This window comes from Enterobacter sp. HNDS-6 (assembly GCF_039850505.1).
Classification (GTDB): domain Bacteria; phylum Pseudomonadota; class Gammaproteobacteria; order Enterobacterales; family Enterobacteriaceae; genus Enterobacter; species Enterobacter kobei.
This window is the reverse complement of sequence record NZ_CP156673.1, coordinates 4,435,973-4,460,450: the sequence shown is the minus strand read 5'-3', so window position 1 is coordinate 4,460,450 and position 24,478 is coordinate 4,435,973. Positions and strand designations below refer to the sequence as shown.

At 56.3% G+C, this 24,478-nt stretch carries 20 protein-coding genes; 13 read left to right on the top strand and 7 right to left on the bottom strand.

Going from position 1 to position 24,478, the window contains the following annotated elements:
• The first annotated feature begins 205 nt into the window (after positions 1 to 205).
• From ydcS to ABFI50_RS20800, 7 genes are all read left to right on the top strand, one after another.
• Positions 206 to 1,351 carry a putative ABC transporter substrate-binding protein YdcS gene (ydcS, locus tag ABFI50_RS20830; RefSeq protein WP_023330505.1) on the top strand — a complete coding sequence of 382 codons (1,146 nt, stop codon included), beginning with the start codon at positions 206 to 208 and terminating at the stop codon, positions 1,349 to 1,351.
• Between the two features lie 17 nt (positions 1,352 to 1,368).
• Positions 1,369 to 2,382, top strand: a complete 1,014-nt coding sequence (locus ABFI50_RS20825; protein ID WP_014883960.1) for an ABC transporter ATP-binding protein — start codon at positions 1,369 to 1,371, stop codon at positions 2,380 to 2,382.
• A 1-nt stretch (position 2,383) separates the two neighbouring features.
• The gene (locus ABFI50_RS20820; protein ID WP_023330504.1) at positions 2,384 to 3,328 is read left to right on the top strand and encodes an ABC transporter permease; all 945 of its coding nucleotides are present in this window, start codon (positions 2,384 to 2,386) and stop codon (positions 3,326 to 3,328) included.
• Entirely contained in the window at positions 3,318 to 4,124 is an 807-nt protein-coding gene (locus ABFI50_RS20815; RefSeq protein ID WP_045135193.1) for an ABC transporter permease, read from the top strand. The genes ABFI50_RS20820 and ABFI50_RS20815 overlap by 11 nt, the downstream gene beginning before the upstream one ends.
• Positions 4,125 to 4,148: 24 nt before the next feature.
• A complete protein-coding gene (gene patD, locus ABFI50_RS20810) occupies positions 4,149 to 5,573 on the top strand; it encodes an aminobutyraldehyde dehydrogenase (RefSeq protein ID WP_071922188.1) in 1,425 nt (474 codons plus the stop codon).
• Between the two features lie 182 nt (positions 5,574 to 5,755).
• Positions 5,756 to 5,929 carry a GhoT/OrtT family toxin gene (locus tag ABFI50_RS20805; protein WP_014883956.1) on the top strand — a complete coding sequence of 58 codons (174 nt, stop codon included), beginning with the start codon at positions 5,756 to 5,758 and terminating at the stop codon, positions 5,927 to 5,929.
• 86 nt (positions 5,930 to 6,015) lie between these two features.
• Positions 6,016 to 6,771 (top strand): alpha/beta hydrolase, encoded by a 756-nt coding sequence (locus tag ABFI50_RS20800; RefSeq protein WP_045135195.1) that lies wholly within the window; start codon positions 6,016 to 6,018, stop codon positions 6,769 to 6,771.
• A gap of 124 nt (positions 6,772 to 6,895) precedes the next feature.
• Here ABFI50_RS20800 and ABFI50_RS20795 read toward each other — a convergent pair whose 3' ends face one another.
• Genes ABFI50_RS20795 through ABFI50_RS20785 form a run of 3 tightly spaced genes read right to left on the bottom strand, consistent with a single transcriptional unit; the run spans position 6,896 to position 13,387 of the window.
• The gene (locus tag ABFI50_RS20795; RefSeq protein ID WP_347484984.1) at positions 6,896 to 9,070 is read right to left on the bottom strand and encodes a virulence factor SrfC family protein; all 2,175 of its coding nucleotides are present in this window, start codon (positions 9,068 to 9,070) and stop codon (positions 6,896 to 6,898) included.
• Positions 9,067 to 12,048: a virulence factor SrfB gene (locus ABFI50_RS20790; protein ID WP_214600665.1), complete on the bottom strand. Its 2,982-nt coding sequence runs from the start codon at positions 12,046 to 12,048 to the stop codon at positions 9,067 to 9,069. The genes ABFI50_RS20795 and ABFI50_RS20790 overlap by 4 nt, the downstream gene beginning before the upstream one ends.
• A 4-nt stretch (positions 12,049 to 12,052) precedes the next feature.
• Positions 12,053 to 13,387, bottom strand: coding sequence for an SrfA family protein (locus ABFI50_RS20785; RefSeq protein WP_347484982.1), 1,335 nt, complete (start codon positions 13,385 to 13,387; stop codon positions 12,053 to 12,055).
• 283 nt (positions 13,388 to 13,670) lie between these two features.
• Between ABFI50_RS20785 and ABFI50_RS20780 the strand changes: the two genes are divergently transcribed.
• Both ABFI50_RS20780 and ABFI50_RS20775 read left to right on the top strand, forming a co-directional pair.
• Complete coding sequence (locus tag ABFI50_RS20780) at positions 13,671 to 15,269, top strand: ABC transporter substrate-binding protein (protein ID WP_347484981.1); 1,599 nt, start codon at positions 13,671 to 13,673, stop codon at positions 15,267 to 15,269.
• 101 nt (positions 15,270 to 15,370) lie between these two features.
• Positions 15,371 to 15,604 (top strand): YdcY family protein, encoded by a 234-nt coding sequence (locus tag ABFI50_RS20775; protein ID WP_250365864.1) that lies wholly within the window; start codon positions 15,371 to 15,373, stop codon positions 15,602 to 15,604.
• Between the two features lie 2 nt (positions 15,605 to 15,606).
• Here the strand turns inward: ABFI50_RS20775 and ABFI50_RS20770 are convergent, their stop codons facing one another.
• Positions 15,607 to 16,056, bottom strand: coding sequence for a DMT family transporter (locus ABFI50_RS20770; protein WP_014883949.1), 450 nt, complete (start codon positions 16,054 to 16,056; stop codon positions 15,607 to 15,609).
• Positions 16,053 to 16,571: a GNAT family N-acetyltransferase gene (locus tag ABFI50_RS20765; RefSeq protein WP_045135200.1), complete on the bottom strand. Its 519-nt coding sequence runs from the start codon at positions 16,569 to 16,571 to the stop codon at positions 16,053 to 16,055. The genes ABFI50_RS20770 and ABFI50_RS20765 overlap by 4 nt, the downstream gene beginning before the upstream one ends.
• A 147-nt stretch (positions 16,572 to 16,718) precedes the next feature.
• Between ABFI50_RS20765 and ABFI50_RS20760 the strand changes: the two genes are divergently transcribed.
• From ABFI50_RS20760 to ABFI50_RS20750, 3 genes are all read left to right on the top strand, one after another.
• Positions 16,719 to 17,294 carry an XRE family transcriptional regulator gene (locus ABFI50_RS20760; RefSeq protein WP_047344346.1) on the top strand — a complete coding sequence of 192 codons (576 nt, stop codon included), beginning with the start codon at positions 16,719 to 16,721 and terminating at the stop codon, positions 17,292 to 17,294.
• Between the two features lie 63 nt (positions 17,295 to 17,357).
• Positions 17,358 to 18,398: an NADP-dependent oxidoreductase gene (locus ABFI50_RS20755; RefSeq protein WP_347484978.1), complete on the top strand. Its 1,041-nt coding sequence runs from the start codon at positions 17,358 to 17,360 to the stop codon at positions 18,396 to 18,398.
• A gap of 254 nt (positions 18,399 to 18,652) precedes the next feature.
• Positions 18,653 to 19,321: a GntR family transcriptional regulator gene (locus tag ABFI50_RS20750; RefSeq protein ID WP_014883946.1), complete on the top strand. Its 669-nt coding sequence runs from the start codon at positions 18,653 to 18,655 to the stop codon at positions 19,319 to 19,321.
• 120 nt (positions 19,322 to 19,441) lie between these two features.
• On the opposite strand, the gene pqqU is transcribed toward ABFI50_RS20750, so the two are convergent.
• The gene (gene pqqU, locus ABFI50_RS20745; protein WP_047344345.1) at positions 19,442 to 21,556 is read right to left on the bottom strand and encodes a TonB-dependent receptor PqqU; all 2,115 of its coding nucleotides are present in this window, start codon (positions 21,554 to 21,556) and stop codon (positions 19,442 to 19,444) included.
• Positions 21,557 to 21,799: 243 nt separating this feature from the next.
• Between pqqU and ABFI50_RS20740 the strand changes: the two genes are divergently transcribed.
• A complete protein-coding gene (locus ABFI50_RS20740; protein ID WP_047626330.1) occupies positions 21,800 to 22,861 on the top strand; it encodes a YncE family protein in 1,062 nt (353 codons plus the stop codon).
• 93 nt (positions 22,862 to 22,954) lie between these two features.
• On the opposite strand, the gene ansP is transcribed toward ABFI50_RS20740, so the two are convergent.
• The gene (ansP, locus tag ABFI50_RS20735) at positions 22,955 to 24,451 is read right to left on the bottom strand and encodes an L-asparagine permease (protein WP_014883943.1); all 1,497 of its coding nucleotides are present in this window, start codon (positions 24,449 to 24,451) and stop codon (positions 22,955 to 22,957) included.
• Between the last annotated feature and the right edge of the window lie 27 nt (positions 24,452 to 24,478).

Here is a 24,478-nt window from a genome sequence, read left to right as displayed (position 1 = left end):
CCCGGTCATAGGAAATCTGCATACTGCCTCGCGCCGCTAACCCCTTGTCTATAATCCAGTTAACGGGGAATGCGCCCTCGGTCACACCTTGATGAAATTTCCTGAAGCCAAACGGTGCGGCGCAATTGCGCGGTCTACGTTTAATAAGGGAGATATTTTTACGGCACGGCTGCCGCTAAATTTCATTGCGACAGGAGTAATTCTTATGAGCAAAAAATTTGCCCGCAGCAGTCTGTGCGCGCTCGGCATGACTATCATGACAGCGCACGCCGCAGAACCACCTAAGGCGATGGGTGACGGGGAAGGTCGTCTGGATATTATTGCCTGGCCGGGCTATATCGAGCGTGGGCAGACCGATAAAAACTATGACTGGGTCACCCAGTTTGAAAAAGAGACCGGTTGTGCCGTTAACGTGAAAACGGCGGCCACGTCAGATGAAATGGTCAGCCTGATGGCGAAAGGGGGATACGATCTGGTCACCGCGTCAGGCGATGCATCGCTTCGCCTGATCATGGGCAAACGCGTTCAGCCGATAAATCCCGAACTCATCCCGAACTGGAAAACCCTCGACACGCGCATTGTGAAGGGGGAATGGTTTAACGTGGGCGGCAAGGTCTACGGTACACCCTATCAGTGGGGGCCTAACCTGCTGATGTACAACACCAAAACCTTCCCGACGCCACCGGACAGCTGGAGTGTGGTCTTTACCAAACAGGATCTGCCGGACGGTAAAACCAATCAGGGTCGCGTGCAGGCATATGACGGGCCAATTTATATCGCCGATGCGGCGCTGTTCGTCAAAGCCACCCAGCCACAGCTGGGCATCAGCGATCCCTACCAGCTCACCGAAGAACAATATGCCGCGGTGCTGAAAGTGCTTCGCGACCAGCATGCCCTGATCCACCGCTACTGGCATGACACTACCGTCCAGATGAGCGACTTCAAAAATGAAGGCGTTGTGGCTTCCAGCGCCTGGCCATATCAGGCAAATGCGCTGAAGGCTGAGAACCAGCCCATCGCCACCGTCTTCCCGAAAGAAGGGGTAACCGGCTGGGCGGATACCACCATGCTCCACGCCCAGGCAAAACACCCGATGTGCGCCTACAAATGGATGAACTGGTCGCTGACGCCAAAAGTGCAGGGCGATCTGGCGGCATGGTTCGGCTCACTGCCCGTCGTGCCTGAAGGGTGTAAAGCCAGTACGCTGCTGGGTGATAAAGGTTGTGAAACAAACGGTTATAACGAGTTCGACAAAATCCTGTTCTGGAAAACCCCGACCGCTCAAGGTGGCAAATTCGTGCCGTACAGCCGCTGGACGCAGGATTACATCGCCATCATGGGTGGACGATAATCGCCCGGGAGCAGAACATGACGTACGCAGTAGAATTTAATAATGTTTCCCGGCTGTATGGCGATGTGCGGGCGGTGGACGGGGTGACCATTGCCATTCGCGACGGGGAGTTTTTCTCCATGCTGGGGCCTTCGGGCTCCGGCAAAACTACCTGCCTGCGCCTGATAGCGGGTTTTGAACAGCTGTCAGGCGGCACGATTTCTATTTTCGGCAAAGAGGCGAGCGCGCTACCGCCATGGGAGCGGGATGTAAATACCGTCTTTCAGGATTATGCGCTGTTCCCGCATATGTCGATCCTCGATAACGTCGCCTACGGGCTGATGGTGAAAGGCGTCGACAAGAAGAAACGCCATGCCCAGGCGCGTGATGCCCTGGAAAAAGTGGGGCTGAGCTTTGCCATCGCCCGCAAACCTTCGCAACTTTCCGGCGGCCAGCGCCAGCGTGTCGCCATCGCCCGGGCGCTGGTCAATGAACCGCGCGTCCTGCTGCTGGACGAACCGCTGGGCGCGCTCGATCTCAAACTGCGCGAACAGATGCAATTCGAGCTGAAGAAACTTCAGCAGGAACTCGGCATTACCTTTATTTTCGTCACCCACGATCAGGGCGAAGCGCTCTCCATGTCGGACCGGGTGGCGGTATTCAATAACGGCCGCATCGAGCAGGTGGATACCCCGCGCGATCTCTATATGCGTCCGCGCACGCCGTTTGTCGCCGGTTTTGTGGGCACGTCCAACGTCTTTGATGCAGCGCTTGCGCAGAAAATTTGCGGCATGGAAGGTATCTATTCCCTGCGCCCGGAACATATTCGCCTGAACGAGGGCGGTGAGGTTCAGGTTCAGGGTATCGTGCAGGCCGTTCAGTATCAGGGAGCCGCCACGCGCCTGGAGCTGAAGCTTGCCGAGGGGGCCAAACTGCTGGTCAGCCAGGCCAACCTCAGCGATGTCTCGCTGCTGAGCGGCATTGCGCCGGGGCAGGCGGTGATGGCCTCGTGGTCACGCGAGGCGATGATTCGCCTGCATGAGGAAAGGTGAAATGGATATGAGTGTCGCTCATCCTCCCGCACCGCACGGCCGCTTGAGCCGCATGACGGCACTGTTCTGGCGTAAGCCGTCGCTCGGCCTGTTCCTGCTGCTGCTTGCCCCGCTGATGTGGTTTGGCATCGTCTATCTCGGATCGCTGCTGACCCTGCTGTGGCAGGGGTTTTACACCTTTGACGACTTCACCATGGCGGTTACGCCGGACCTGACGCTGGCGAATATTCAGGCGCTCTTCAATCCGGCAAACTACGACATCATCCTGCGCACCTTAACGATGGCGATCGCGGTCACGTTGGCCAGCGCCATTCTGGCATTCCCGATGGCCTGGTATATGGCGCGTTACACCCGCGGCAAGTGGAAAGCGTTCTTCTATATCGCCGTGATGCTGCCGATGTGGGCGAGCTACATTGTCAAAGCCTACGCCTGGACGTTGCTGCTGGCGAAGGATGGTGTGGCGCAATGGTTTCTCAGTCATATGGGGCTGGAGCCGATCCTCACCTCACTTCTTACGCTCCCGGCGATAGGCGGTAACACGTTATCCACCTCCGGGCTGGGGCGCTTTCTGGTCTTTGTCTATATCTGGCTGCCGTTTATGATCCTGCCTGTGCAGGCCGCGCTGGAACGTCTGCCAGCGTCGTTACTGCAGGCTTCAGCCGACCTCGGCGCGCGCCCCCGCCAGACCTTTCGCTATGTTGTATTGCCGCTGGCGATCCCGGGAATTGCCGCGGGTTCAATATTTACCTTTTCCCTGACGCTGGGGGATTTCATCGTCCCGCAGCTGGTGGGGCCGCCGGGCTATTTCATCGGTAACATGGTCTACGCTCAGCAGGGCGCTATCGGCAATATGCCCATGGCGGCTGCGTTTACGCTGGTTCCCATTGTGCTGATTTCGCTTTATCTGGCGTTCGTGAAACGTCTGGGAGCATTCGATGCACTCTGAACGCGCACCGTTGTTCCTGAAAGTGGCGGCATGGGGAGGCGTCATCTTCCTGCACTTCCCGCTGCTGATTATCGCGATCTACGCCTTTAACACTGAAGATGCTGCCTTCAGCTTCCCGCCGCAGGGGCTGACGCTCAAGTGGTTTAGCGTGGCGGCGGGGCGTGGCGATATCATTGAATCCGTGACGTTGTCACTTCAGATTGCCGCGCTCTCCACCGCCATTGCCCTGGTGCTTGGCACGCTTGCTGCAGCGGCACTTTGGCGAAGCGACTTTTTTGGCAAAAACGCCATTTCACTATTGCTGCTGTTGCCCATTGCCTTACCGGGAATCATTACCGGTCTGGCGCTGCTGACCGCATTTAAAACGATCAACCTTGAACCGGGTTTTTTCACCATCGTTGTCGGGCACGCCACATTCTGCGTGGTGGTGGTGTTCAACAACGTCATTGCCCGGTTCAGACGCACCTCCTGGAGTCTGGTGGAGGCGTCAATGGATCTCGGGGCCGACGGGTGGCAAACCTTCCGCTATGTGGTGTTGCCCAATCTGGGTTCAGCACTTCTGGCGGGCGGAATGCTGGCCTTTGCCCTGTCGTTTGACGAAATCATCGTCACAACCTTTACGGCGGGACACGAGCGCACGTTACCGCTGTGGTTGCTCAATCAGCTCGGCCGTCCTCGCGACGTGCCGGTCACCAACGTTGTTGCACTGTTGGTCATGCTGGTGACAACTTTCCCCATTCTGGGTGCCTGGTGGCTAACCCGCGATGGCGAGAACATCGCCGGCAGCGGGAAATAACATTGATTTGAACAGGACAATGCTATGCAAACACATCTGCTGATAAAGGGTGAACTGGTCGCCGGACAAGGCGAAAAGCAGCCGGTATACAACCCGGCCACCGGAGAAGTACTGCTGGAGATTGCTGAAGCCTCTGTCGCGCAAGTTGACGCGGCTGTTCAGGCCGCCGATCGGGCTTTTATCGACTGGGGGCAGACCACGCCCAAAGCGCGTGCGGAATGTCTGCTGAAACTGGCTGACGCCATTGAGGCGCAGGGTGAAGAATTTGCCAGGCTTGAATCGCTCAACTGCGGGAAGCCGCTCCACTGTGCTCTGGGGGATGAAATTCCGGCGGTGGTCGACGTGTTTCGTTTCTTCGCCGGGGCGGCCCGCTGCCTGAACGGTCTGGCCGCAGGTGAATACCTTGAGGGGTACACCTCGATGATCCGCCGTGATCCGGTGGGGGTAGTTGCATCGATTGCGCCGTGGAACTACCCGCTGATGATGGCAGCATGGAAGCTGGCACCCGCGCTGGCTGCCGGTAACTGCGTGGTGATCAAACCCTCTGAAATCACGCCGCTGACGGCGTTAAAACTGGGAGAACTGGCGAAAGATATCTTCCCGGCAGGCGTTGTGAACGTGTTATTTGGTCGCGGTAAGACGGTTGGCGATCCGCTCACCGGGCATGACAAAGTCCGCATGGTGTCGCTGACCGGTTCAATTGCCACCGGCGAGCATATCATCGGCCATACGGCGTCCTCCATTAAGCGCACCCACATGGAGCTGGGCGGTAAGGCTCCGGTGATCGTTTTTGATGATGCTGACCTGGACGCGGTTGTCGAAGGGGTGCGAACGTTTGGTTTCTACAATGCCGGGCAGGACTGTACGGCGGCCTGCCGCATTTATGCCCAGAAAGGCATATATCCTGCGCTGGTTGAAAAGCTGGGTGCTGCGGTCGCCAGCCTCAAAATGGGGGCGCCGGAAGATGCCGCTACTGAACTGGGGCCGCTAAGCTCGGCCGCTCACCTTTCACGCGTCTGTCAGGCTGTCGATCAGGCGAAAGCGCTCGGTCATATCAGCGTTGTGACGGGCGGAAGCAAAAAGGAGGGGGCTGGCTACTACTTCCAGCCGACCCTGCTGGCGGGGGCAAAACAGGACGATGCCATTGTTCAGCGCGAAGTGTTTGGGCCGGTGGTGAGCGTCACTGAATTTGACGATGAAGCGCAGGTGCTGGCCTGGGCGAATGATTCACAGTATGGCCTGGCGTCATCGGTCTGGACCAAAGACGTGGGCCGTGCTCATCGTCTGAGTGCGCGGTTGCAGTACGGCTGTACCTGGGTGAATACCCACTTTATGCTGGTGAGCGAAATGCCGCACGGCGGCATGAAGTTATCCGGCTACGGCAAAGATATGTCGGTGTACGGACTTGAGGATTATACGGTCGTCCGGCATGTGATGATCAAACACTAAGCTATCCTGCCTGGCCGCTTGCGCGGCCGGGCATTCTCCTTCTTCGCCCTGGGTGTTAAGCAAGCTACTTCATTGTTATTAGCCATAATATTTAAGTGGTTATTCTGTAACGAAAAAACTTGATCTGTATCAACATATGACGCATATTGCGTGCGGTTATTTTTTCGGCTCTGGTATACAGAATGACGTTGTATCAAAAGATGTTGGTTTTTTACGCAGTGATGGCTTCCATCTGTGCATTAATTACCTGGTTCCTTTCAAAAGATCGCAAACGCATCCGCCTGCTCAGCGCGTTTCTGGTGGGGTCGACCTGGCCGATGAGCTTCCCCGTTGCGCTCCTGATCTCGCTTTTCTGAAGCACGCCTCCACTTTTTCCAGATGAACATGGCATTCCTGATTCGATAACTGTATAAATACACAGTGCATCGTAAAAGGAGTGCTTATGAACAGTTTTTACTCGCAGCAGGCGGGTTGCACCGTGCGCTGGCATGATTTGCCCGGCTCAGGCGAGCCCGTGGTCTTCATCCACGGGCTGGGGTGTGCCTCTTCCTATGAATATCCCCGCGTTGTCCGTGACCTTCAGTTTGGCGCACGCCGGGCCATTCTCATTGATTTGCCCGGCAGCGGTTACAGCGATAAACCCGAGCATTACAGCTATCACACCACTGACCAGGCCCGCGTGGTGGCAGAGCTGATTGACCATCTTGAATTGGATGCCTTCTGGTTATACGGCCACAGCATGGGCGGCAGTATCGCGATTGAAACGGCGGCAATGCTGGGAACGCGTGTTAAAGGACTGATGGTGTCGGAACCTAATTTTCACGCGGGTGGTGGGATGTTCAGCCGCTCGATTGCGGCGCAAACCGAACAGCAGTTTCTGGAACAGGGTTATGACGCCATGCTCAGCGCAGAAACCTCAGCGTGGGCGGGGTGTCTGCAAAGCAATGCGCCGTATGCAGTCTGGCGCGGAGCAAAGAGCCTGGTTGAGGGTGTAATGCCGGTATGGGAAACGCAATTCCTGTCGCTCTCGTGCCCGGTGACGCTGATCTTCGGCGAACATTCTCTGCCTGACGACGATGTTGATAATCTGAAGCAGAAAGGCGTTGAGGTAAAAATTATCCCTGCGGCGGGGCATTCTATGTCGTGGGAAAATCCGTCAGCACTGGCTCAGACGTTAGCCGGGTGTATGACGGAGTGATGTGCGCAAAAGTTTCGCCCGGCGGCGCGACGCTTGCACGGGCCTACGATGAATTGTGCAAGGTATTGATATTATGGCGGAATGTAGGCCGGGTAAGCGCAGCGCCACCCGGCAAGAATGGCAACTACATGATTAAAGCCCGTAATGCCTGACGTGCGTCAGGTTGAATATCATGCGGATGCTGGTAATCAATGTTCTCTATCGCCCGGCTATAGAGGGCAACCAGCCAGTCGTAAACGTACGCGGTGGCCGCATGGACTGGCTGTTCCGCCAGACGCGTCAGACGTGGCGCGGCGCTGCTGACGACGGGCGTAACGAAGATAGCCTGTCCCTTGCGGATGCGGCTTGCCGGACGCTCTGCTGAAGGCGTTTGGTCATACCCCAGCCAGCCAACGAAATTGCCCATCACGGCGTGCAGTTGCGCGGCGCTGCTCTTATCCGCTTCGACAATACGCTGAAGCTGTTGCGCCAGATTAAGCCGGTAGCTGGTGACCACCAGAACATCCGCGATTTGCTGTAATACTGCGGGTTCCAGACCGAGACGGGCGGCCGTGGCCTCATTACGGCTCCACTGACGCAGATGATTTATCCATACTCTGTGCGCCAGACGCGCCTTGTCCTTGGTCTGGAACTGACCAGCACTTTCCTGGGCGTTATCGGTAAACAGATCAATGGTATCCGTAAACAGCCCATTGACCTGCTCCTCGCGCGGTTGCTGGACGGCGAGCAGCGTTTCAAACGCTTTCATCGGCGGCATCAATCCTTCAAGAAGCTCGCCGTGACGGGCGGCACTGCTTTGCAGGGTGCGCACCATGTTTTCGGCCTGTGCGCGTCGGGTAGCCGGTTCCTCAACCAGCGGGGCGAGATAGCTGCGCATTAGCGCCGAAAGCTCCTGGCGAAGCAAGCTTTTCAGCGTTCCAAGGCGCTTCTGCCGCTGCGCAGGGAGCGTGGCCTGAGACAACCACTCAATGACGCGCTGCATGCTGTGGCTATCCAGCGCCTGCAGCGTGCCCCAGCGTAAACCCGGTTTACCGAGCAGATGCTGTACGGCTTCATCAAGATTCTGGCGGGTGGTAAAGCGGGCGTCATGCGGGGTAATCGCCCACACCAGCCCCGGCAGGGCAGACTCTTCAGCAGGCTGCGTCTCTTTGACCCAGCTCATTAACACTTTTGCTTTTTTGGCCGTCTGCTCGTGCTGCGCTGTCGCATTGCAGATAACCAGCACGTCAGGCTGTAGCTGCTGGCGGTAATGGTCGAGCAACCACTGACATTTTGCCTGCGCTAACGGATCGGCACTGCTGTCTTCAAAGACCGGAATATCAATGATATCAACGTTATCCAGCGCACCACTCTCAACCGGCAGAACCAGCTCGCGGGTCAGGAAGGCCAGCACGTCAACCGGGAGGCTGATGGCGTTGAGCATGTCGCCGTTATTCAGCGGATGAAGCAGCGTCTCCTGTGCGTCCTGCTGGGTTAAGGTGCCATGCGTCAGGAACCCTTCACCCGGCAAGCCAAAGCTATCTACCAGCAGACTCAGGGGAGCAGCAAGCTCGCTGGCATGGCTGGTCTGGTGCAGAACATGGGCGAGCTTCAGCCACTGTTGGGTGAATTCCTGTTGCTCACCCCACAGCAGCGACCAGACGCTTGCCCGGGTGCTGAGATCAAGTGAAGGCACCAGTTGGGCAAGCTCATACCACAGGGCATCATCAATTTGCTGTTTCGCAGCGGGTATTGTGCACTGCCAGAAGCGGGCGATGGCACCCACTTCCTGCGCCGTGATACCCGGTACGCCCTGCGGCTGACGCAGGCCACGCCATTTCTCAAGACGGGTCTCAATGACCGCCTTATCCACTGCGCGCATCTGCGGATGCAGCGTCGTGCGGGCAATAAACAGCTGTACCAGCTCGGCCTCGGTGACAAGACTCAGACGTAGCGGAAACGCCTCATCAACCACCTCCCGGTTTTCCCGGGTAAAGCGGACGGCCATGTTGGTCAGGACATGACCCGGATTGATATGCGAAAAATAGTCAAAGGTGCGCTGGCCAGGCGTAACGTTTAGCCGTCCATTACCGCTGCCGCACAGCGACAGCAGCAGGTGTGCTTTTGCGCTCTGCGAATGACCGTAAAGTCCAATGCTGCTCTGGCGGGTCAGGGCACGTTCAATAGCCTGCTCTCGCGCCTGCGCCGCGTTGATGCGGGCAAGCAGGGCGTCAGCATCGTTGTCCAGCACAGGGGCATTCATGCGCGTCTCATTAATCCACCCGATTAACGCCTGAGTGGTGGTGGTCGTCGCTGTCATTTCAGGTATACGCTCCCGCTGTCGATCCAGTAGTGGCTACCGCTGTGTCGGCGATCGGCCAGAGTATTCAGTTTGAAGGTTAAGGCGTCAGGCGCTACCGGTGTGCCGTCCTGTAGCCAGGCATCGCTCAGTTCAAAGGACTCAGGACCTTCCTGCTTGCTGCCGCCGCAGAGCTTAAGCCGCACGTTCAGCACGCCGTCACCGGCAATCGCTTTCGCCAGTTCAGCCGAATTGATGCTGAGCGTATAAAGCGGCGTGGCAGGCCAGCGTGCGTTCGCCAGCTGGCGGAAGCCGAGGGTGACGTTGCCGCGTAGCGGGAAGTGCAGGCGTGCGTCGAGTTTTGCGCCCGGCTTATCGAGGTCGATATCCTGATACCAGACGTTTTCCTCACGCAGGGTATTGACGGTGTTATCCAGCACGCCGAGATAACGCACGGTAGAATACGCGCCAATGTCCGCAGCTTTAAAGTTGAAGCGCGGCAGACGCAGGTCGAGCGCCAGGCTGCACAGCATGGCACCCACGGCGGCGGTTGATTTAGGGTTACCAATGCGCCCCTGCTGACTGAACGGATACCACTCATGTACCTGGTATTTATCCAGCCAGACGATGCGATTGACCGGCACCGGCTGCAGGTGACGGATCAGCGCCTGAACGCCTGGCAGGCAGCCAGGGCGACCGGTAATCAGCAGAATATCGCAGCTGTAGTGGGAAATCGCTTCACAGACTGCGTGAAGCGGAGAGGTCAGCGTAAACTGACCGGCCAGCATCGCATCCTGCATCTCGCGGAAATTGACGTGCAGCGGTACGGCGAACAGGTCGAACGCTTCTGAGCCCGCAGGCAGGGCATGATCAATCGCCTGCTGCAGATAATTCATGACGTTGCGGGTTGGTTTCTGCGGCAGAAGATCGCCAAAGGTGGCATGCAGGCCAGCCAGCGGATCGTCAACGTCGCTGGATTCCCACGCGGCAAGAATGGCGTGGCCAATCGGCATAAAGAGCTGTAGCGCCGTTTGCTGGCGCAGCACGGCCTGGGTATCAATACGCCCGGAGTCGCCGAACAGCGACGCCATGAGCAGCGAGGCGTCCGCAATCCCGGATTTCTGCAGCTGCGTTTGCAGGGCGGGCAGCACGTAGCGCTGAATCACGTCCAGAAGGGTATCATCGCCCGCCACTTTAAACCCTTCGCGGAACAGCAGCTGCGGCGTGATTTTGACGTTATTACCGGAGCCGTCATCCAGTTGATAATGGGTGATCGCCATATCCGTGGTGCCGCCACCGATGTCGATAGACGCGACGCGCAATGCGCGGCCGGGCTGCACACCCGGCTCAGGCTCACGATCCGTGCGGGCGAGCGAGGCAAAGAAGGCTTCCGTCTGGCCGCCAAAATGGGAGATCGCTTCGTTATACAGCCAGACCAGTTGACCACAGCTGGCCTCATCCCACTCCATCTGGATTTCAGGGACCGGCACCACGCTTTTTTCCTGCTGTTTGCGGGTGGCAAAATCCTCATCCTGCGGGTGCCAGCCCATCGCTTTCCAGACGATGGCGATGGCTTCGAACATGCGGCGACGGAAAATCTCGCGCTCCTGCTTTGGCATTGCCGAGGGCAGGGTCAGGATCAGGGTGCGCAGCTGGCGTGGCGAGGCAGGGAAGCCCAGACGCAGGCGGGTGGCGACGCTGTTGATCTGACCCAGCGCCTGCGCCAGCAGCTCGCACAGCATATGCGTCATCAGGGTGCTGCGGCTGTACTGCGGCGAGAAGACCGGCAGTCGCTCGTCCTGCGGTAACGTAAACAGCGGTTCACCGTCATCGTTCATCAGGTTCATCAGCGGGAACGCCGTGGCAAGCGGCTCACGCTGGGTTTTGCCGTTCATCTGACTAAAGCGCCAGTCCTGCACCACCGGTGTTTCATCCCACAAATAGCGACGCGGGCTGGAGATGCCGCTGTTCCCTTCGGTTCCCAGACGCTGCATCGCCAGCTTGCGGGCTTCATCACCCACGCGAACGATCGACGGCCAGACAAACGCATCTTCGCGGCCACTTTCAACCGAGAAGTGCTGTTTGCCAAAGCGTGCTTCGGAAAACTCGAGACGGCTGGTAAACAGAGGCTCATTGAGGAATTGCGGCTCGCTCAATGAACGAACCTGTAACTCGGCGGTCTGCCGCAGTCCATCGTTCGCATCGCCGTGGTCTTCAATAATGACGCCGCAGGTGTGAGTGTTACCGACGTCGAGGATCAGGTCGACCGGAATCGCTGGCGTACTGAGGGTATGGGTAACAAATTTCACTTCCGGCACGGTGAGCTGTTCACCGAGCATGGTCAGCAGGTTAAGCCAGTGAGCCTGATATTCAAAGCTGCGCATCGCCTGATGCAGGTCACGTTCAGAACGATTTTCAACGCCGTCAGCATACTGGGTAAATGCTTCACGCAGCCAGCCGTCAATCCAGGTCTGGTCGAGGAAGCTTTCAACCTCGCTATCGCGCCAGGCCAGCGCGAAACGGGTGCCGTTCAGAATATCGTTTTCAACCGGCGATAGCGCGGAGGTGGCATGTTCCGCAATCTGGCTGTCGAGGGCGAGGGTCACGCGGTGCGTATTGCCTGCGGTGTCGGGGGTGTCGAGCTTGCGGACCTGCACGCGGGCCCAGTTATCCGGCCCCTCCACAAAGGTGCGCGGCGGGTTGAAACGCAGAAACGGGACGGGAAGCCAGACGCCGTCCAGCACCGCAAGGGACTGATGCAGCGGGATAGTCGTTTCCGGTTTAACCACTTCAGGCTGGCCGCCGTGCGTTCCCGGCACGGTATAGCGCCCGTTAACCAGATCGAAATCGAGGCGTAAAAGAGGGCCGTTGGCGGTCTTACGTACGAAGCGCCCGTGGCTGGCGGTGTCCTGCGGCGTCAGCCCGAAATCGAGGAATTGCACGCCGCTGTTGGCAATAAGCGTAACGCTTTGTTTATAGTCGCAAAGATTTACCAGCATAGGATCAGGCACCTGCTTTCTTGAACGTCAGGGGGACGACGGTGTTGGCATCATAACGGGCGCGACATTCTGCGATATCGCTGGTGCCGGCTTTACAGGCGACTTCCGGCATAGGGTAGCGGGAACCGTCGGTGCAGCGGGCCGTGCCGCGACTCTTGATCATCAGCTCACCATTGCTGTGTAGCCCGGAGAAGATCTCCGCGCGGCAGACAATATTGTCGCCATGGACTATGCGGGCGAAACCTTTATTGTTCTGGATTTGATAGCGCATTGACGGTGGCTTGCCGGTGACCGGGTCTTTCACGTCGAGAATCGCGCGCCAGGTACCGTTCAGGAAGCGTGTCGATCCGGCTTTCACCTGACCGGCCTCCATTACCATGGCATCTTTCGGGATCGCGACAATCACCACGGGAGCGGGTTCAGGCTCTTTTTCTTTGCTCACCACCACCTCAGCCTGGTGCAGGGGTAAATTCATCGCCAGTGGCTCAACGGCTTTGATCGGTTTTGGGGCGATAGCCACGGGCTCAGGGACCGGCGCAGGCGCGGTCTCTGCAGAAGGGGCCGATTTTGGCCACATCAGCGGGGCGGCAATAGCGGCAACGATCACCGCCGCGACCGGCAGCGTCCAAAGGGGAACGCGACGCTTCTTCGTGATGACGACAGGTGCGGGTTCAGGCGCAGGTTGCGCAACAACCGGTGCGGGCTCGGGCGCATACAGGTCTTCCGGCGTAATCCGTATCGCGGCGATCGGGGCAATCAGCGGCTCGTCAGCTTTTTCAAAGGTGATGGCCGGTTCGGGCACCCGCTCGGGCTCTGGCTCAGGATCTTCAATCACAACAGGGGCGGGCTCAGGGATCAGCGATTCACGCAGGCAGTCGAGGACATCGTCACGCGCATTTTCATTCAGGTTTACAAAACCCCAGAAGCACAGGATCGGTTTTCCGTCGACGAGAAAAACGAAATTTTCCCCAGGGAACTGAAATGCTTTCGACAGCAGCGAGCCGAAGAGCTGTTGCGCTGTTTTCGGCGACTGAAGGCATTTCTTGCTTAACGACTCTACGCTCGCAAGGGTGTTTTCCAGATAGCGCAGGGCGCGATAGCGGTCGTCCTCATCAGCCGCTTTCCAGCTGGTGACGTTTCCCTCCACCGGGGAGTACCAGTCCACGCGGTCGCCGCTGTCGTTGACCTGCGGAATCGCCAGACAGTCAACGATAGCCTGTTGTTTGCGCAACCGGAGCGCTTCCCGAATTTGTAACGCTGATTCAAAAACGGCTTGTCCGCCGCCGCCCACGGCCTGAAAATCATCCAGGTTACCGCTGCGTAAAAGAGTTTTAGCCACGATTTGATCCCATATACTTCTTCACGCCGTTACTTTAACGAAACGAGGAAGAAAACAAACGGAGGAAGAGACGCTAAAAGGGCCGATTTCTTGCGGCATAGAAAGTGACGGTTGTGCTTGACGGATAATGGCACTTAAGGCAAATCATCTTTTCGGATGCTGACCGTAAAACCAGCAAAAAACGCGGCTTTAGAATAACCTGATAGTGTTTCGTTATTTGCCAGGTCATAACGGCTGTGCTGTTATTACTGTCCTATATAATAAAACTGTCAGGGTTATAACCATGTCTACAGGGAAAACACTGCTCGCCCTTGCGCTGAGCGCGCTTTTACCAGCCGGTGCCGCGTGGGCGGCAAACAACGACACCTTAATTTACTGTTCTGAAGCGTCACCCGAGTCGTTCAACCCGCAAATCGCCAGTTCCGGCCCCTCTTTTGTCGCCAGTTCTCAGGTACTGTACAACCGCCTGATCAATTTCGACCCGGTGAAAAACACGCCGGTTCCGTCGCTGGCGGAATCCTGGACGATTTCACCGGACGGTAAGACCTATACCTTTACCCTGCGCAAAGGGGTGAAGTTCAACAGCAACAAATACTTCAAGCCGACCCGCGACTTTAACGCCGATGACGTTATTTTCTCGGTTATGCGTCAGAAAGACCCTAAGCATCCGTACCACAACGTGTCCCAGGGCAACTATGAATACTTTAACGACGTGGGTCTTGATAAGCTGATTCAGGACGTCAAAAAAGTCGACGATTACCACGTTCAGTTCACACTGAGTGAACCCAACGCCGCGTTCCTGGCCGACTGGGGGATGGATTTTGCCTCGATTCTCTCCGCAGAATACGCCGATGCGATGCTGAAAAAAGGTACGCCTGAAAACGTGGACTCCTGGCCGATCGGTACCGGTCCTTATGTGCTGCAGCAGTACAAAGTGGATTCACTGATCCGCTACGTCGCTAATCCGAACTACTGGGATGGCGAGGTGCCGACCAAACATCTGATCTTCTCCATCACGCCAAATGTGGAGACGCGTCTGGCGAAACTGCAGACCAACGAATGCCAGATAATACCCGCGCCGTCTCCGGTGCAGTTTGAGGTGATTAAGAAGAACAAAGACCTGACACTGCACTCGGTTGATGCGCTGAACGTCGGCTATCTGGCGTTTAACACCGAGAAAAAACCGTTTGATAACGTGCTGGTGCGCCAGGCGCTAAACTACGCGACCGACAAAAAGGCTATCGTTAACGCGGTCTTTATGGGGTCGGGGACGGTGGCAAAATCGCCGATCCCACCCAATATGATGGGCTTTAATAACGATCTGAAGGATTACAGCTACGATCCGGAAAAAGCGAAAGCGCTGCTGAAGCAGGCCGGGCTGGAGAAGGGCGCAGACGTTACGCTATGGTCAATGCCGGTTCAGCGTCCGTATAACCCAAACTCGCGTCGCATTGCGGAGATGATCCAGAGCGACTGGGCGAAGGTGGGCGTAAAGGCAAAAATCGTATCTTACGAGTGGGGCGAATATCTCTCCGGAATGCGTAAAGGCGAACATGATTCCGCACTGTTTGGCTGGATGTCCGATAACGGTGACCCGGACAACTTTGCCGATGTGCTGCTGGGCTGCAACAGCATTAAAACCGGGTCAAATGCCGCACGCTGGTGCGATAAAGATTATGATTCCCTGGTACAAAAAGCGAAGCTGACCAGCAATCCGGCTGAGCGTGCGAAGCTCTATGGCCAGGCGCAGGAGATTTTCTACCAGCAGGCGCCGTGGATCGCACTGGCAAACGGCAAAACGTTCTATGCGACCCGCAGCAACGTGACCGGGTACAGCGTGAGCCTGATGGGCAGTGATTTTTCAAAAGCGAAGCTGAACTAAGCATTTTATTGCCGGGTGGCGGCTACCCCTTACCCGGCCTACATTTTGCACCCGTAGGCCCGGTAAGCGTAGCGCCACCGGGCACGTGAGGAGGAGTGACAATGTCACATTTAAACGACGTGATCGCCCGCGTGGATGCCGCCATCGACGAGAGCGTGATTGCCCATATGAACGAACTGCTGATTAAACTGAGCGATGATGCCGAGCTCAGCCGGGAAGAACGCTATACCCAGCAGCAGCGTCTGCGTACCGCGATTTCGCATCACGGTAAGCAGCATAAAGAAGAAATGGACGCGCGGCAGGAACAGCTGACCAAAGGCGGCACGATTCTGTAGCCTCAAAACTGGCGTCGTGCGACCAGCCAGGCCCCGACAACCAGCATCACCGCACCGCACACCGGGCCTGCCAGGGCGCGGAGTGGAACGCCATGGCTTCTCAGAACGTCCATCACCAGCCCACCGATCAGCTGGCTGGCCACCAGTACGGCGATGGTGGTCGCTGCGCCAACGTTCTGATATCCGCTGATACTGGCAAAGACGAAAAACGAACCCAGCAGTCCCGGAATAAGCGTCCACCAGCGCACCGTTGCGGCCAGCTCGCTAAACCCGGCGACGCCCTGTTTCAGCAGCAGAATGCTGACAAACAGCACGATGCCGACCAGCGAGTTGAGCAGCATCGCGATCAGAATGGTGGAGGAGGATTGGGTGATGCGCACCATCAAGGTATTCTGTACCACCAGACCGATTCCCGCCGCCACCAGAAATGCCAGCGTCAGTGATTGATTCATGGAATAGCGTCCGGGTCGCTGCGCTCGTCAAGCTGCAGCTGCATAAATATTAAGTCCAGCCACCGGCCAAACTTGGTTCCCACCTGCGGCATTTGTCCGGTAGTCACGAAACCGAGGGTTTCATGAAGGTGAATGGAGGCCTGATTTTGCGCTTCAATACCGGCCACCATCACATGTTTACCGAGGGTGCGGGCCTCGTTAATCAGCGCTTTCATCAACGTGCGGCCAATCCCCTTGCCCTGATGATCCGGATGGACATAGACCGAATGTTCTACCGTATGGCGGAAACCATCAAAGGCTCGCCAGTCACCGAAAGAGGCGTATCCGGTAATAACACCGTTTTCCTCGCTCACCAGAACCGGATAGCCTGCAAGTGTACGAGCCTCAAACCACGCGATACGGTTATTGGTATCGACGGTTTTATCGTTCCAGATCGCGGCAGTATGCAGCACCGCGTGGTTATAGATCTCTCCTATCGCAGCGCAGTCTTCTTTGCAGGCATGACGAACGATCATGATGTTCCCTCTGTGTGTTGTTCACTATAGTATTACGTTGTAGATACGATATTACACAACTGCGTCGTCCGGGCGCTACGCCATAAGCCCTATTTTTTGTTATCAGAACCCCATTGAAATGCCATTCATACACTATAGTATGACGTCATGAACACAATAACAGACACAATGAATCAGCGAATTAGTGCAAGAATTCGTCTTGAACGCGAGTCCCGCGGATGGTCCCTGAGCGAGCTGGCTGACCGGGCAGGGGTCTCGCGCGCGATGATCCACAAAATTGAGCGCGGAGACAGCAGCCCGACAGCGACTCTTCTTGCCCGCCTGTCCGGCGCGTTTGGCATCAGCATGTCCACGCTGATTGCACGCGCGGAGATGCAGGAAGGTAAACTCCTGCGCCTTGCCAATCAGCCTGTCTGGCGCGACCCGCAAACGCACTATCTCCGTCGTCATGTTTCTCCCCGTACCGATCTGCCCATCGACCTTGTTCAGGTAGAACTGCCTGCCGGGAGCGATGTGCCGATGCCCGCATCGTCTTACGCGCTGGCTCGTCAGCTCATCTGGCTGCAGTCCGGCGAGCTGGTGTTTCAGGAAGGCGACACACGCCACGAGATGCAGGCCGGTGACTGTCTTGAACTTGGGCCGCCAAATGACTGCCGTTTCATCAACGAAACGAATGAAAGCTGTGTCTATCTGGTTGTACGGCTTAACCAGTCGGGCACGTAAAGGAAGCGATAACGCCGTTCATGAGCCAGGCTGTAATGACATTTGTAGCAGAAGGAGATCCTGATGAATTACGCTGTTTCGCAAAATCGCCGCTGGGTGCTGGCTTCTCGTCCACAGGGCGCGCCGGTCGCGGAAAATTTCCGTCTGGAAACACAACCTGTTCCCGCGCCCGTTGAGGGGCAACTGTTGCTTCGTACCGTCTGGCTGTCGCTGGATCCGTATATGCGGGGTCGCATGAGCGATGCGCCATCCTATTCCCCTCCGGTAGAGGTGGGTGCCGTGATGGTCGGGGGAACGGTCAGCCGCGTTGAGCAGTCAAACCATCCCGATTTCAAACCCGGTGAATGGGTGCTGGGCTACAGCGGCTGGCAGGAATATGAACTTTCGGACGGCAGCGGCCTGGTCAAGCTGGGAGACAATCCGTCTCATCCTTCCTGGTCGCTGGGTATTCTGGGTATGCCTGGTTTTACCGCCTATATGGGGTTACTGGATATCGGACAACCGAAAGCGGGTGAAACGCTGGTGGTCGCTGCGGCGACAGGTCCGGTTGGCGCCACCGTTGGGCAGATTGGCAAAATCAAAGGTTGCCGGGTAGTGGGCGTTGCCGGTGGGGCAGAAAAGTGCCGTCATGCCGTTGATGTTCTTGGGTTTGATCAGTGTCTCGATCACCACGCGGCGGATTTTGCTGACCAGCTGAAGCACGCCTGCCCGAAAGGGATTGATGTCTATTATGAAAACGTCGGGGGGAAAGTCTTTGACGCCGTACTGCCGCTACTGAATACCTCTGCGCGCGTGCCGGTTTGCGGCCTGGTGAGTGGCTACAATGCGACGGGCTTGCCTGAAGGACCGGATCGCTTGCCGCTGCTGATGGGCACCATTCTGAAGAAACGTATTCGGATGCAGGGGTTCATTATCGCTCAGGACTATGGCCACCACATTAAGGCGTTCCAGGACGAGATGGGGCGCTGGGTGCAGGAAGGTAAAATTCACTATCGTGAACAGGTCACGGATGGGCTGGAGAACGCGCCCGAGGCGCTGATTGGCCTGCTGGAAGGTCGAAATTTCGGCAAAGTCGTGATTCGCGTCGCGGGTGACAATAAATAAAAAGCATGATGGCGGGGTTTCCCGCCATATTTATTTGTGAAGATACGATATATTGTCTTTAATTAACGGACATGGTTTTTCGCGCCATCATCCCGGATGCGCCCGAAGCCGATAAAAAATCACAGTTTGCTTTTTTTGCTGTTTTTACGTACTTCCCACCACCAGGCATGACGATACAGGATATATCGAAGCAGCGTCGTTTTATTAAACCGACGCTTAAAAATAGCATTAAGTTTTAGCTACAGGAATTGAACATGCTTGATTTGGATCACTTAGAAAAAGCCCAAAGGATCAGTCTTACCATGCAAGTTGAACTCAGTTTGAAAGGAGCATTAATTACAGGCTCCCTCAAACCTGGCGCACGGCTGATTACGAAAGAGATTGCCGATAAATTGGGAACCAGTATTACGCCGGTCCGCGAAGCGCTGCTGCGTCTGGTGTCGGCAGGGGCGTTACACGCTACGCCCGCGCAGGCCTTTCTGGTGCCAGAGGTCACGCTGGATCGTTATAACGAAATTAACGCCATTCGCAAACAGCTTGAGCCCATGGCAGTCGCCGCGGCCTGTCAGAATATGTCTGAGCAAAAGCTGGAGACGTTGCGCAAATTGTCGGACGTATTTCATGAGGCCATGCGCAACGGGAACGTCCAGCAGGCGCTCCATGCGAATCGTGTCTTCCGGTTTACGCTTTATCAGTATGCCGAAATGCCGACGCTGAATGCGTTGATTGAACAGCTATGGGTGCGCATCGGCCCGTGTATTAACTATCTTCACCGTGAGCTTGATGACATCAAAGTGTCGACGTATCACTATGACGAGCTGCTTTCAGCCCTTGAGAGAAGAGATGTTGATGCCAGCCAGAAGGCGATTGATAAGTTGATTGATGAAGCGAATACGCTTTTACAGCGACAATATTTTAACTAAGAGATTATTTAGCAGAGCGACTATATCCCGCACCTAATTATTTATCTGGTGAATAACTCCTGATGGCTTATTGCCATCAGGAGCATTATTTCATTTATAAAATAAACTTTACTTTTTTTCTCACTCGAAGCGATAAGAGACCGACAGACCAACACCGTAGTTACGGCCAGGTGCGGGCTCGTAATAACGCCCGTTCGATTCGTTAACAATAACGGAGCCGACATACTCTTTGTCGAACAGGTTATCTACGCGACCAAAGACGTCCATCCCCCAGTTGCCATAGTTAAATTTATACCCGGTATTGAGCCCAACCACCGTGTACGACGGCGCTTTCGCCGTGTTTTCGTCATCAGCCATGATGTCGCTCATATAGCGCACGTCAGAACCCGCGTACCAGCCTTCTTCTGGCTGCCAGCCAAACGACGCGAAGCCCATATTGCGGGCAATGCCCGGCATACGGTTGCCATTACAGTCGGCATCGCCGCAGACGTTGGTGCGGTAGGTGGCGTCCAGGTACGTCCACGCCATTTTCAGTTTCCAGTTCTCAGCAAACTGCTGATCGAGAGAGACTTCTACCCCCTGACGGCGGGTTTTCCCGGCATTTTTATAGCTTGTACGACCGCCAGCGCTGGCATCTACCACGATCTCATCATCTGTGTCTGTGCGGAACAGCGCTGCCGTCAGCAGACCATTACCGATGCGGGTTTTGCTGCCCACTTCATAGGTGTTGTTCGTGGAAGGTTTCAGGCCGATGTTCAGGCCGCCCTGATTATCGGCGCGATAAGAAAGTTCGTTGATGGTCGGCGTTTCGAATCCACGTCCTGCGGCCGCATAGAGGTTCCACGCGTCCGTCACCGCATATTTCACCGAGCCTGCCGGGAGCCATTTGTGATAGCTCGCGTCACCGCTGTCATCGCCGTTCCCCGGCGTAACGTAGTGGTCGTTGGAATCGAACCAGACCGAGCTGTAACGCACGCCCGCGTCGACGGAAAGTTTCTGCGTTAACTGCCAGCTGGTTTGCAGATAAGGATCGACGTTCCACATCAGGTTGCGTTCATCACGACGCTTATCGCCTTTAACGCCGTAATCCGGCACGCCGTTGTTCATCACGAAGTTTTCGTACCCGCGACGATCTTCACTCATGTTTTCATAGTTCAGACCGGTGGTGAAGGTGACCGGCACCAGCAGCTCACCACGGTGCGTCCAGCGGGTATCAACGCCCTGATAGTGGCGCTGCATATCAATCACGCCGCCGGAGTGAGAAGGTCGCAGCTGCGGCTGATAAGGAATCGACTGATACTGCGTCATTTCACGCTCACCGGCATACATCATCACGCTCAGATCGTCCTGAGCGCTAAGCTGGCGGTCATAGCGCAGACCGGCCTGGGTCTGCTTGATGGTCTTGCGCGTGTTGTACTGATCGCCGCGCGGAGACTGACGTGGGTTGTTTTGCCACTCCTGATAGCTCAGCCCGCCCGGATCGTTGGCTTTCATGTCCACGCTGTTGAAAATCAGCGTCAGCTTGCTGGCGTCGTCAATGCGTACACCCAGTTTGGCGTTAGCCAGATTCTTCCGCGCGCCGCTGTGGTCGCGGAAGCCTTTGGTGGTGAAGCGGGTAGTCGAAACCGTGTAATCCACGTCTCCCGCATGCGTTCCGTCCCCCATGGCGCCGGTGGCTTTCATTCCATAGCGCCATGTACCGTAACTGCCGTAATAGCTGCTCGCCTCAAGGGTCGGTGGCTGCTGCCCGGTCTGGGTAGTCATGTTAATCACGCCGCCAGAGGCGTTACCGTACAGGGCAGAGAAGGGGCCACGCAGCACTTCAACGCTGTCAATGCTGGAGAGATCGATGTTAGACGTCTGGCCCTGTCCGTCCGGCATGGTGGCAGGGATACCGTCGACATACATGCGAATGCCGCGCACGCCAAACGTTGATCGGGCACCAAACCCACGCACTGAAAGCTGGAGATCCTGGGCATAGTTCTGCCGGTTCTGGATTTGCAGCCCGGGAACGCCGCCAAGCGATTCAGAGAGGTTAATGCGTGGCGTGGCATGACGCATATCATCGCCATTCACGACGCTGACCGCCGCCGGGGTATCAAGCTCTGATACGGTTTGCGGCGTGGCGCTGACGATCATGGTTTGTTCCTCTGCGCCGATCGCACTAAGCGGCACAAAAACAACGGGGACCAGCAGCAGCGGGAGAGATGCCTTACGGGCAGAAATGATTTTCATGAGTAAAACCGGTTGTGGTGTGTAAACGAACCAAATGGAACATGTCCATACATGTTAAAGGTTTTGTAAATGTTTTGAAAACTATAACCGCACATTGCGTTAATGAAAGGCGAGAAGGGAAAGAAAAACTCCACTTTTAACTCATTAATGATTACTATTCTCATTATCATAACGGCGACGCCATGACGTTGCCAGCCGGAAGCGATGTCAGCCGTACTCCCATTTTTCAAAAAAGGAATTGTTATGTCTTTACGCCATCTGTGCTCACCGCGACTGAGCACCTCTCTGCTGTCTGCCGCTTTACTGTTTGCCGGAACCTTCCAGGTGCATGCCGCCGAAGAGATGCTGCGTAAAGCAGTGGGTAAAGGTGCCTATGAAATGGCGGTCAGCCAGCAGGAGAATGCGCTGTGGGTTGCGACGTCGCAAAGCCGTAAAACTGACAAGGGTGGGATTATCTATCGTCTTGATCCTGCCACGCTGGAGGTCACGCAGGCCATTCATAGCGATCTCAAACCTTTTGGTGCAACTCTCGACGGCGCGACGCAAACCCTGTGGTTGGGTAACACGATCAACGGTGCGGTGACGGCCATTGATGCGAAAACGGGCGACGTGAAAGGGCGTCTGGTGCTCGATAGTCGCCAGCGCAGCGAAACGGTGAAACCGCTGCAGCCGCGACAGCTGGTGGCGGATGACGCGAGCAACACGATTTACATCACCGGGGTGGGCAAAGAGAGCGTGATTTGGGTGGTGGATGGCGCCACGCTGAAGCTGAAAGGAACCATCGCAAATACGGGTACCTACAGCACCGGGCTGGCACTTGATGCCAGGGCGAAACGCCTTTATACAACGAATGCGGACGGCGAGCTGGTCACCATTGATACCGCCACCAACACCATCCTCAGTCGCAAAAAAGTGCAGGACGACGGCAAAGAACACTTCTACCTGAATTTGAGCCTGGACACCGCCGGTCAGCGTGCCTTCCTGACCGACTCAAAACAACCGGAAGTGCTGGTGGTGAGCCTGAAAGACGGCAGCGTGATGGAGAAAATTGCGGCGCCTGAATCACTGGCGGTTCTGTTTAACCCGGCTCGCAATGAAGCCTACGTGACGCACCGTGAAGCCGGTAAAGTGAGCGTGATTGACGCGAAGTCTTATAAGGTGACAAAAACCTTCGACACGCCTGTCTACCCGAACAGCCTGGCGCTGTCTGCCGATGGCAAAATCCTGTACGTGACGGTGAAACAAAAATCAACTCGCCAGCAGGAAGCCACTCAGCCTGACGATGTGATTCGTATTGCACTCTAATGTGGGAATTGCCCGGTGGCGCTGCGCTTACCGGGCCTACAAAAACGATAATATGTAGGCCGGGTAAGGCGAAGCCGCCACCCGGCTTTTTTATTAACGCGAGGTCTCTTCCACCAGCGGTGCGTCGTGTTTTTCATCATCAGGATGAACCGGCGCGGTGCTGTGAATTTCGTGAACGCGTTTACGTACGCCAAACCAGCCTGCGATCAGCAATACGGCCAGCAGCGGAATGGTGGCGATGGTATAGGTACCGTTCGGGTAGTCGAACGCCATCAGTACCAGCACGCTAAACAGGAAGAGCAGGGTGAGCCATGAGGTCACCGGTGCGCCCGGCAGCTTAAAGCTGACGTCAGCGGCTTTGCCTTCTTTAATGGCTTTACGCAGGCGCATCTGGCAAACCACGATAAAGGCCCAGGAGGCGATAATCCCAAGTGCGGCCACGTTAAGAACGATCTCGAAGACCTGAGACGGCACCAGATAGTTCAGGAATACACCGAAGACATACACCACCAGGGTCGCCAGAATACCGGCATACGGTACGTGCTGCTTGCTCATCTTCGACATGAACTTCGGCGCAGAACCGCCCATCGACATAGAGCGCAGGATACGACCGGTAGAATAAAGGCCGGAGTTGAGGCTGGAGAGTGCCGCCGTCAGTACCACGATGTTCATGATACTGCCAACGTAAGGCACGCCGAGCTTGGAGAAGAAGGTGACAAACGGGCTCTGACCAGCCTGATAGGCATTCCACGGCAGCAGCAGAACCAGCAGCACCACGGAACCAACGTAGAACAGACCGATACGCCAGATCACGCTGTTAATGGCTTTCGGCACCATGGTCTGCGGGTCTTTACATTCACCCGCTGCGGTACCCACCAGTTCGATAGAGGCAAAGGCAAACACGACGCCCTGAACCAGAACCAGCGCAGGCAGCAGACCGTGCGGGAAGAAACCGCCGTTATCGGTTATCAGGTGGAAGCCGGTGGCATTGCCATCCAGCGGCTTACCGCTGCCGAGGAACACGGTCCCGACGACCAGGAAAATCACAATCGCCAGCACTTTTACCAGCGCAAACCAGAACTCCATTTCGGCGAACCACTTCACGCCGATCATGTTCATGGTGCCGACAATCGCCAGCGCACCAAGGGCAAAGACCCACTGGGGCACGTCACCGAACGCGCCCCAGTAGTGCATGTAGAGCGCAACGGCGGTGATATCGACGATACCGGTCATCGCCCAGTTGACAAAGTACATCCAGCCTGCGACGTAGGCCGCTTTTTCACCGAGGAATTCACGGGCGTAGGAAACAAAACTCCCGCTGGACGGACGATGCAGCACCAGTTCACCCAGTGCGCGAAGAATGAAGAAAGAGAAGATCCCGCACACCAGATACACCAGGGCGAGAGCCGGGCCAGCCATTTGCAGACGCGCACCAGCACCTAAAAACAGACCTGTTCCGATAGCGCCGCCGATGGCGATCATTTGCACCTGACGGTTGCCCATCGCTTTGTGGTAGCCCTCTTCGTGGGAGTTCAACCAGCGACGTTTAGCAGCGTGATGATCGGCTGCGCTTTTATTGCTTGTTTTCATTGAGTTACCTGTTTGCCTGTCTGAACC

What these genes read in the sequence shown, in the direction of transcription:
- ABFI50_RS20765 (WP_045135200.1), bottom strand. Translation starts at nt 16,571, where the DNA reads ATGATCGTTCGTCATGCCTGCAAAGAAGACTGCGCTGCGATAGGAGAG.
- ansP (WP_014883943.1), bottom strand. Translation starts at nt 24,451, where the DNA reads ATGAAAACAAGCAATAAAAGCGCAGCCGATCATCACGCTGCTAAACGT.
- ABFI50_RS20755 (WP_347484978.1), top strand. Translation starts at nt 17,358, where the DNA reads ATGAATTACGCTGTTTCGCAAAATCGCCGCTGGGTGCTGGCTTCTCGT.
- pqqU (WP_047344345.1), bottom strand. Translation starts at nt 21,556, where the DNA reads ATGAAAATCATTTCTGCCCGTAAGGCATCTCTCCCGCTGCTGCTGGTC.
- ABFI50_RS20770 (WP_014883949.1), bottom strand. Translation starts at nt 16,056, where the DNA reads ATGAATCAATCACTGACGCTGGCATTTCTGGTGGCGGCGGGAATCGGT.
- ABFI50_RS20750 (WP_014883946.1), top strand. Translation starts at nt 18,653, where the DNA reads ATGCTTGATTTGGATCACTTAGAAAAAGCCCAAAGGATCAGTCTTACC.
- ABFI50_RS20795 (WP_347484984.1), bottom strand. Translation starts at nt 9,070, where the DNA reads ATGACAGCGACGACCACCACCACTCAGGCGTTAATCGGGTGGATTAAT.
- ABFI50_RS20775 (WP_250365864.1), top strand. Translation starts at nt 15,371, where the DNA reads ATGTCACATTTAAACGACGTGATCGCCCGCGTGGATGCCGCCATCGAC.
- ABFI50_RS20820 (WP_023330504.1), top strand. Translation starts at nt 2,384, where the DNA reads ATGGATATGAGTGTCGCTCATCCTCCCGCACCGCACGGCCGCTTGAGC.
- ABFI50_RS20760 (WP_047344346.1), top strand. Translation starts at nt 16,719, where the DNA reads ATGAACACAATAACAGACACAATGAATCAGCGAATTAGTGCAAGAATT.
- ABFI50_RS20805 (WP_014883956.1), top strand. Translation starts at nt 5,756, where the DNA reads ATGACGTTGTATCAAAAGATGTTGGTTTTTTACGCAGTGATGGCTTCC.
- ABFI50_RS20740 (WP_047626330.1), top strand. Translation starts at nt 21,800, where the DNA reads ATGTCTTTACGCCATCTGTGCTCACCGCGACTGAGCACCTCTCTGCTG.
- ydcS (WP_023330505.1), top strand. Translation starts at nt 206, where the DNA reads ATGAGCAAAAAATTTGCCCGCAGCAGTCTGTGCGCGCTCGGCATGACT.
- ABFI50_RS20780 (WP_347484981.1), top strand. Translation starts at nt 13,671, where the DNA reads ATGTCTACAGGGAAAACACTGCTCGCCCTTGCGCTGAGCGCGCTTTTA.
- ABFI50_RS20800 (WP_045135195.1), top strand. Translation starts at nt 6,016, where the DNA reads ATGAACAGTTTTTACTCGCAGCAGGCGGGTTGCACCGTGCGCTGGCAT.
- ABFI50_RS20815 (WP_045135193.1), top strand. Translation starts at nt 3,318, where the DNA reads ATGCACTCTGAACGCGCACCGTTGTTCCTGAAAGTGGCGGCATGGGGA.
- ABFI50_RS20825 (WP_014883960.1), top strand. Translation starts at nt 1,369, where the DNA reads ATGACGTACGCAGTAGAATTTAATAATGTTTCCCGGCTGTATGGCGAT.
- patD (WP_071922188.1), top strand. Translation starts at nt 4,149, where the DNA reads ATGCAAACACATCTGCTGATAAAGGGTGAACTGGTCGCCGGACAAGGC.
- ABFI50_RS20790 (WP_214600665.1), bottom strand. Translation starts at nt 12,048, where the DNA reads ATGCTGGTAAATCTTTGCGACTATAAACAAAGCGTTACGCTTATTGCC.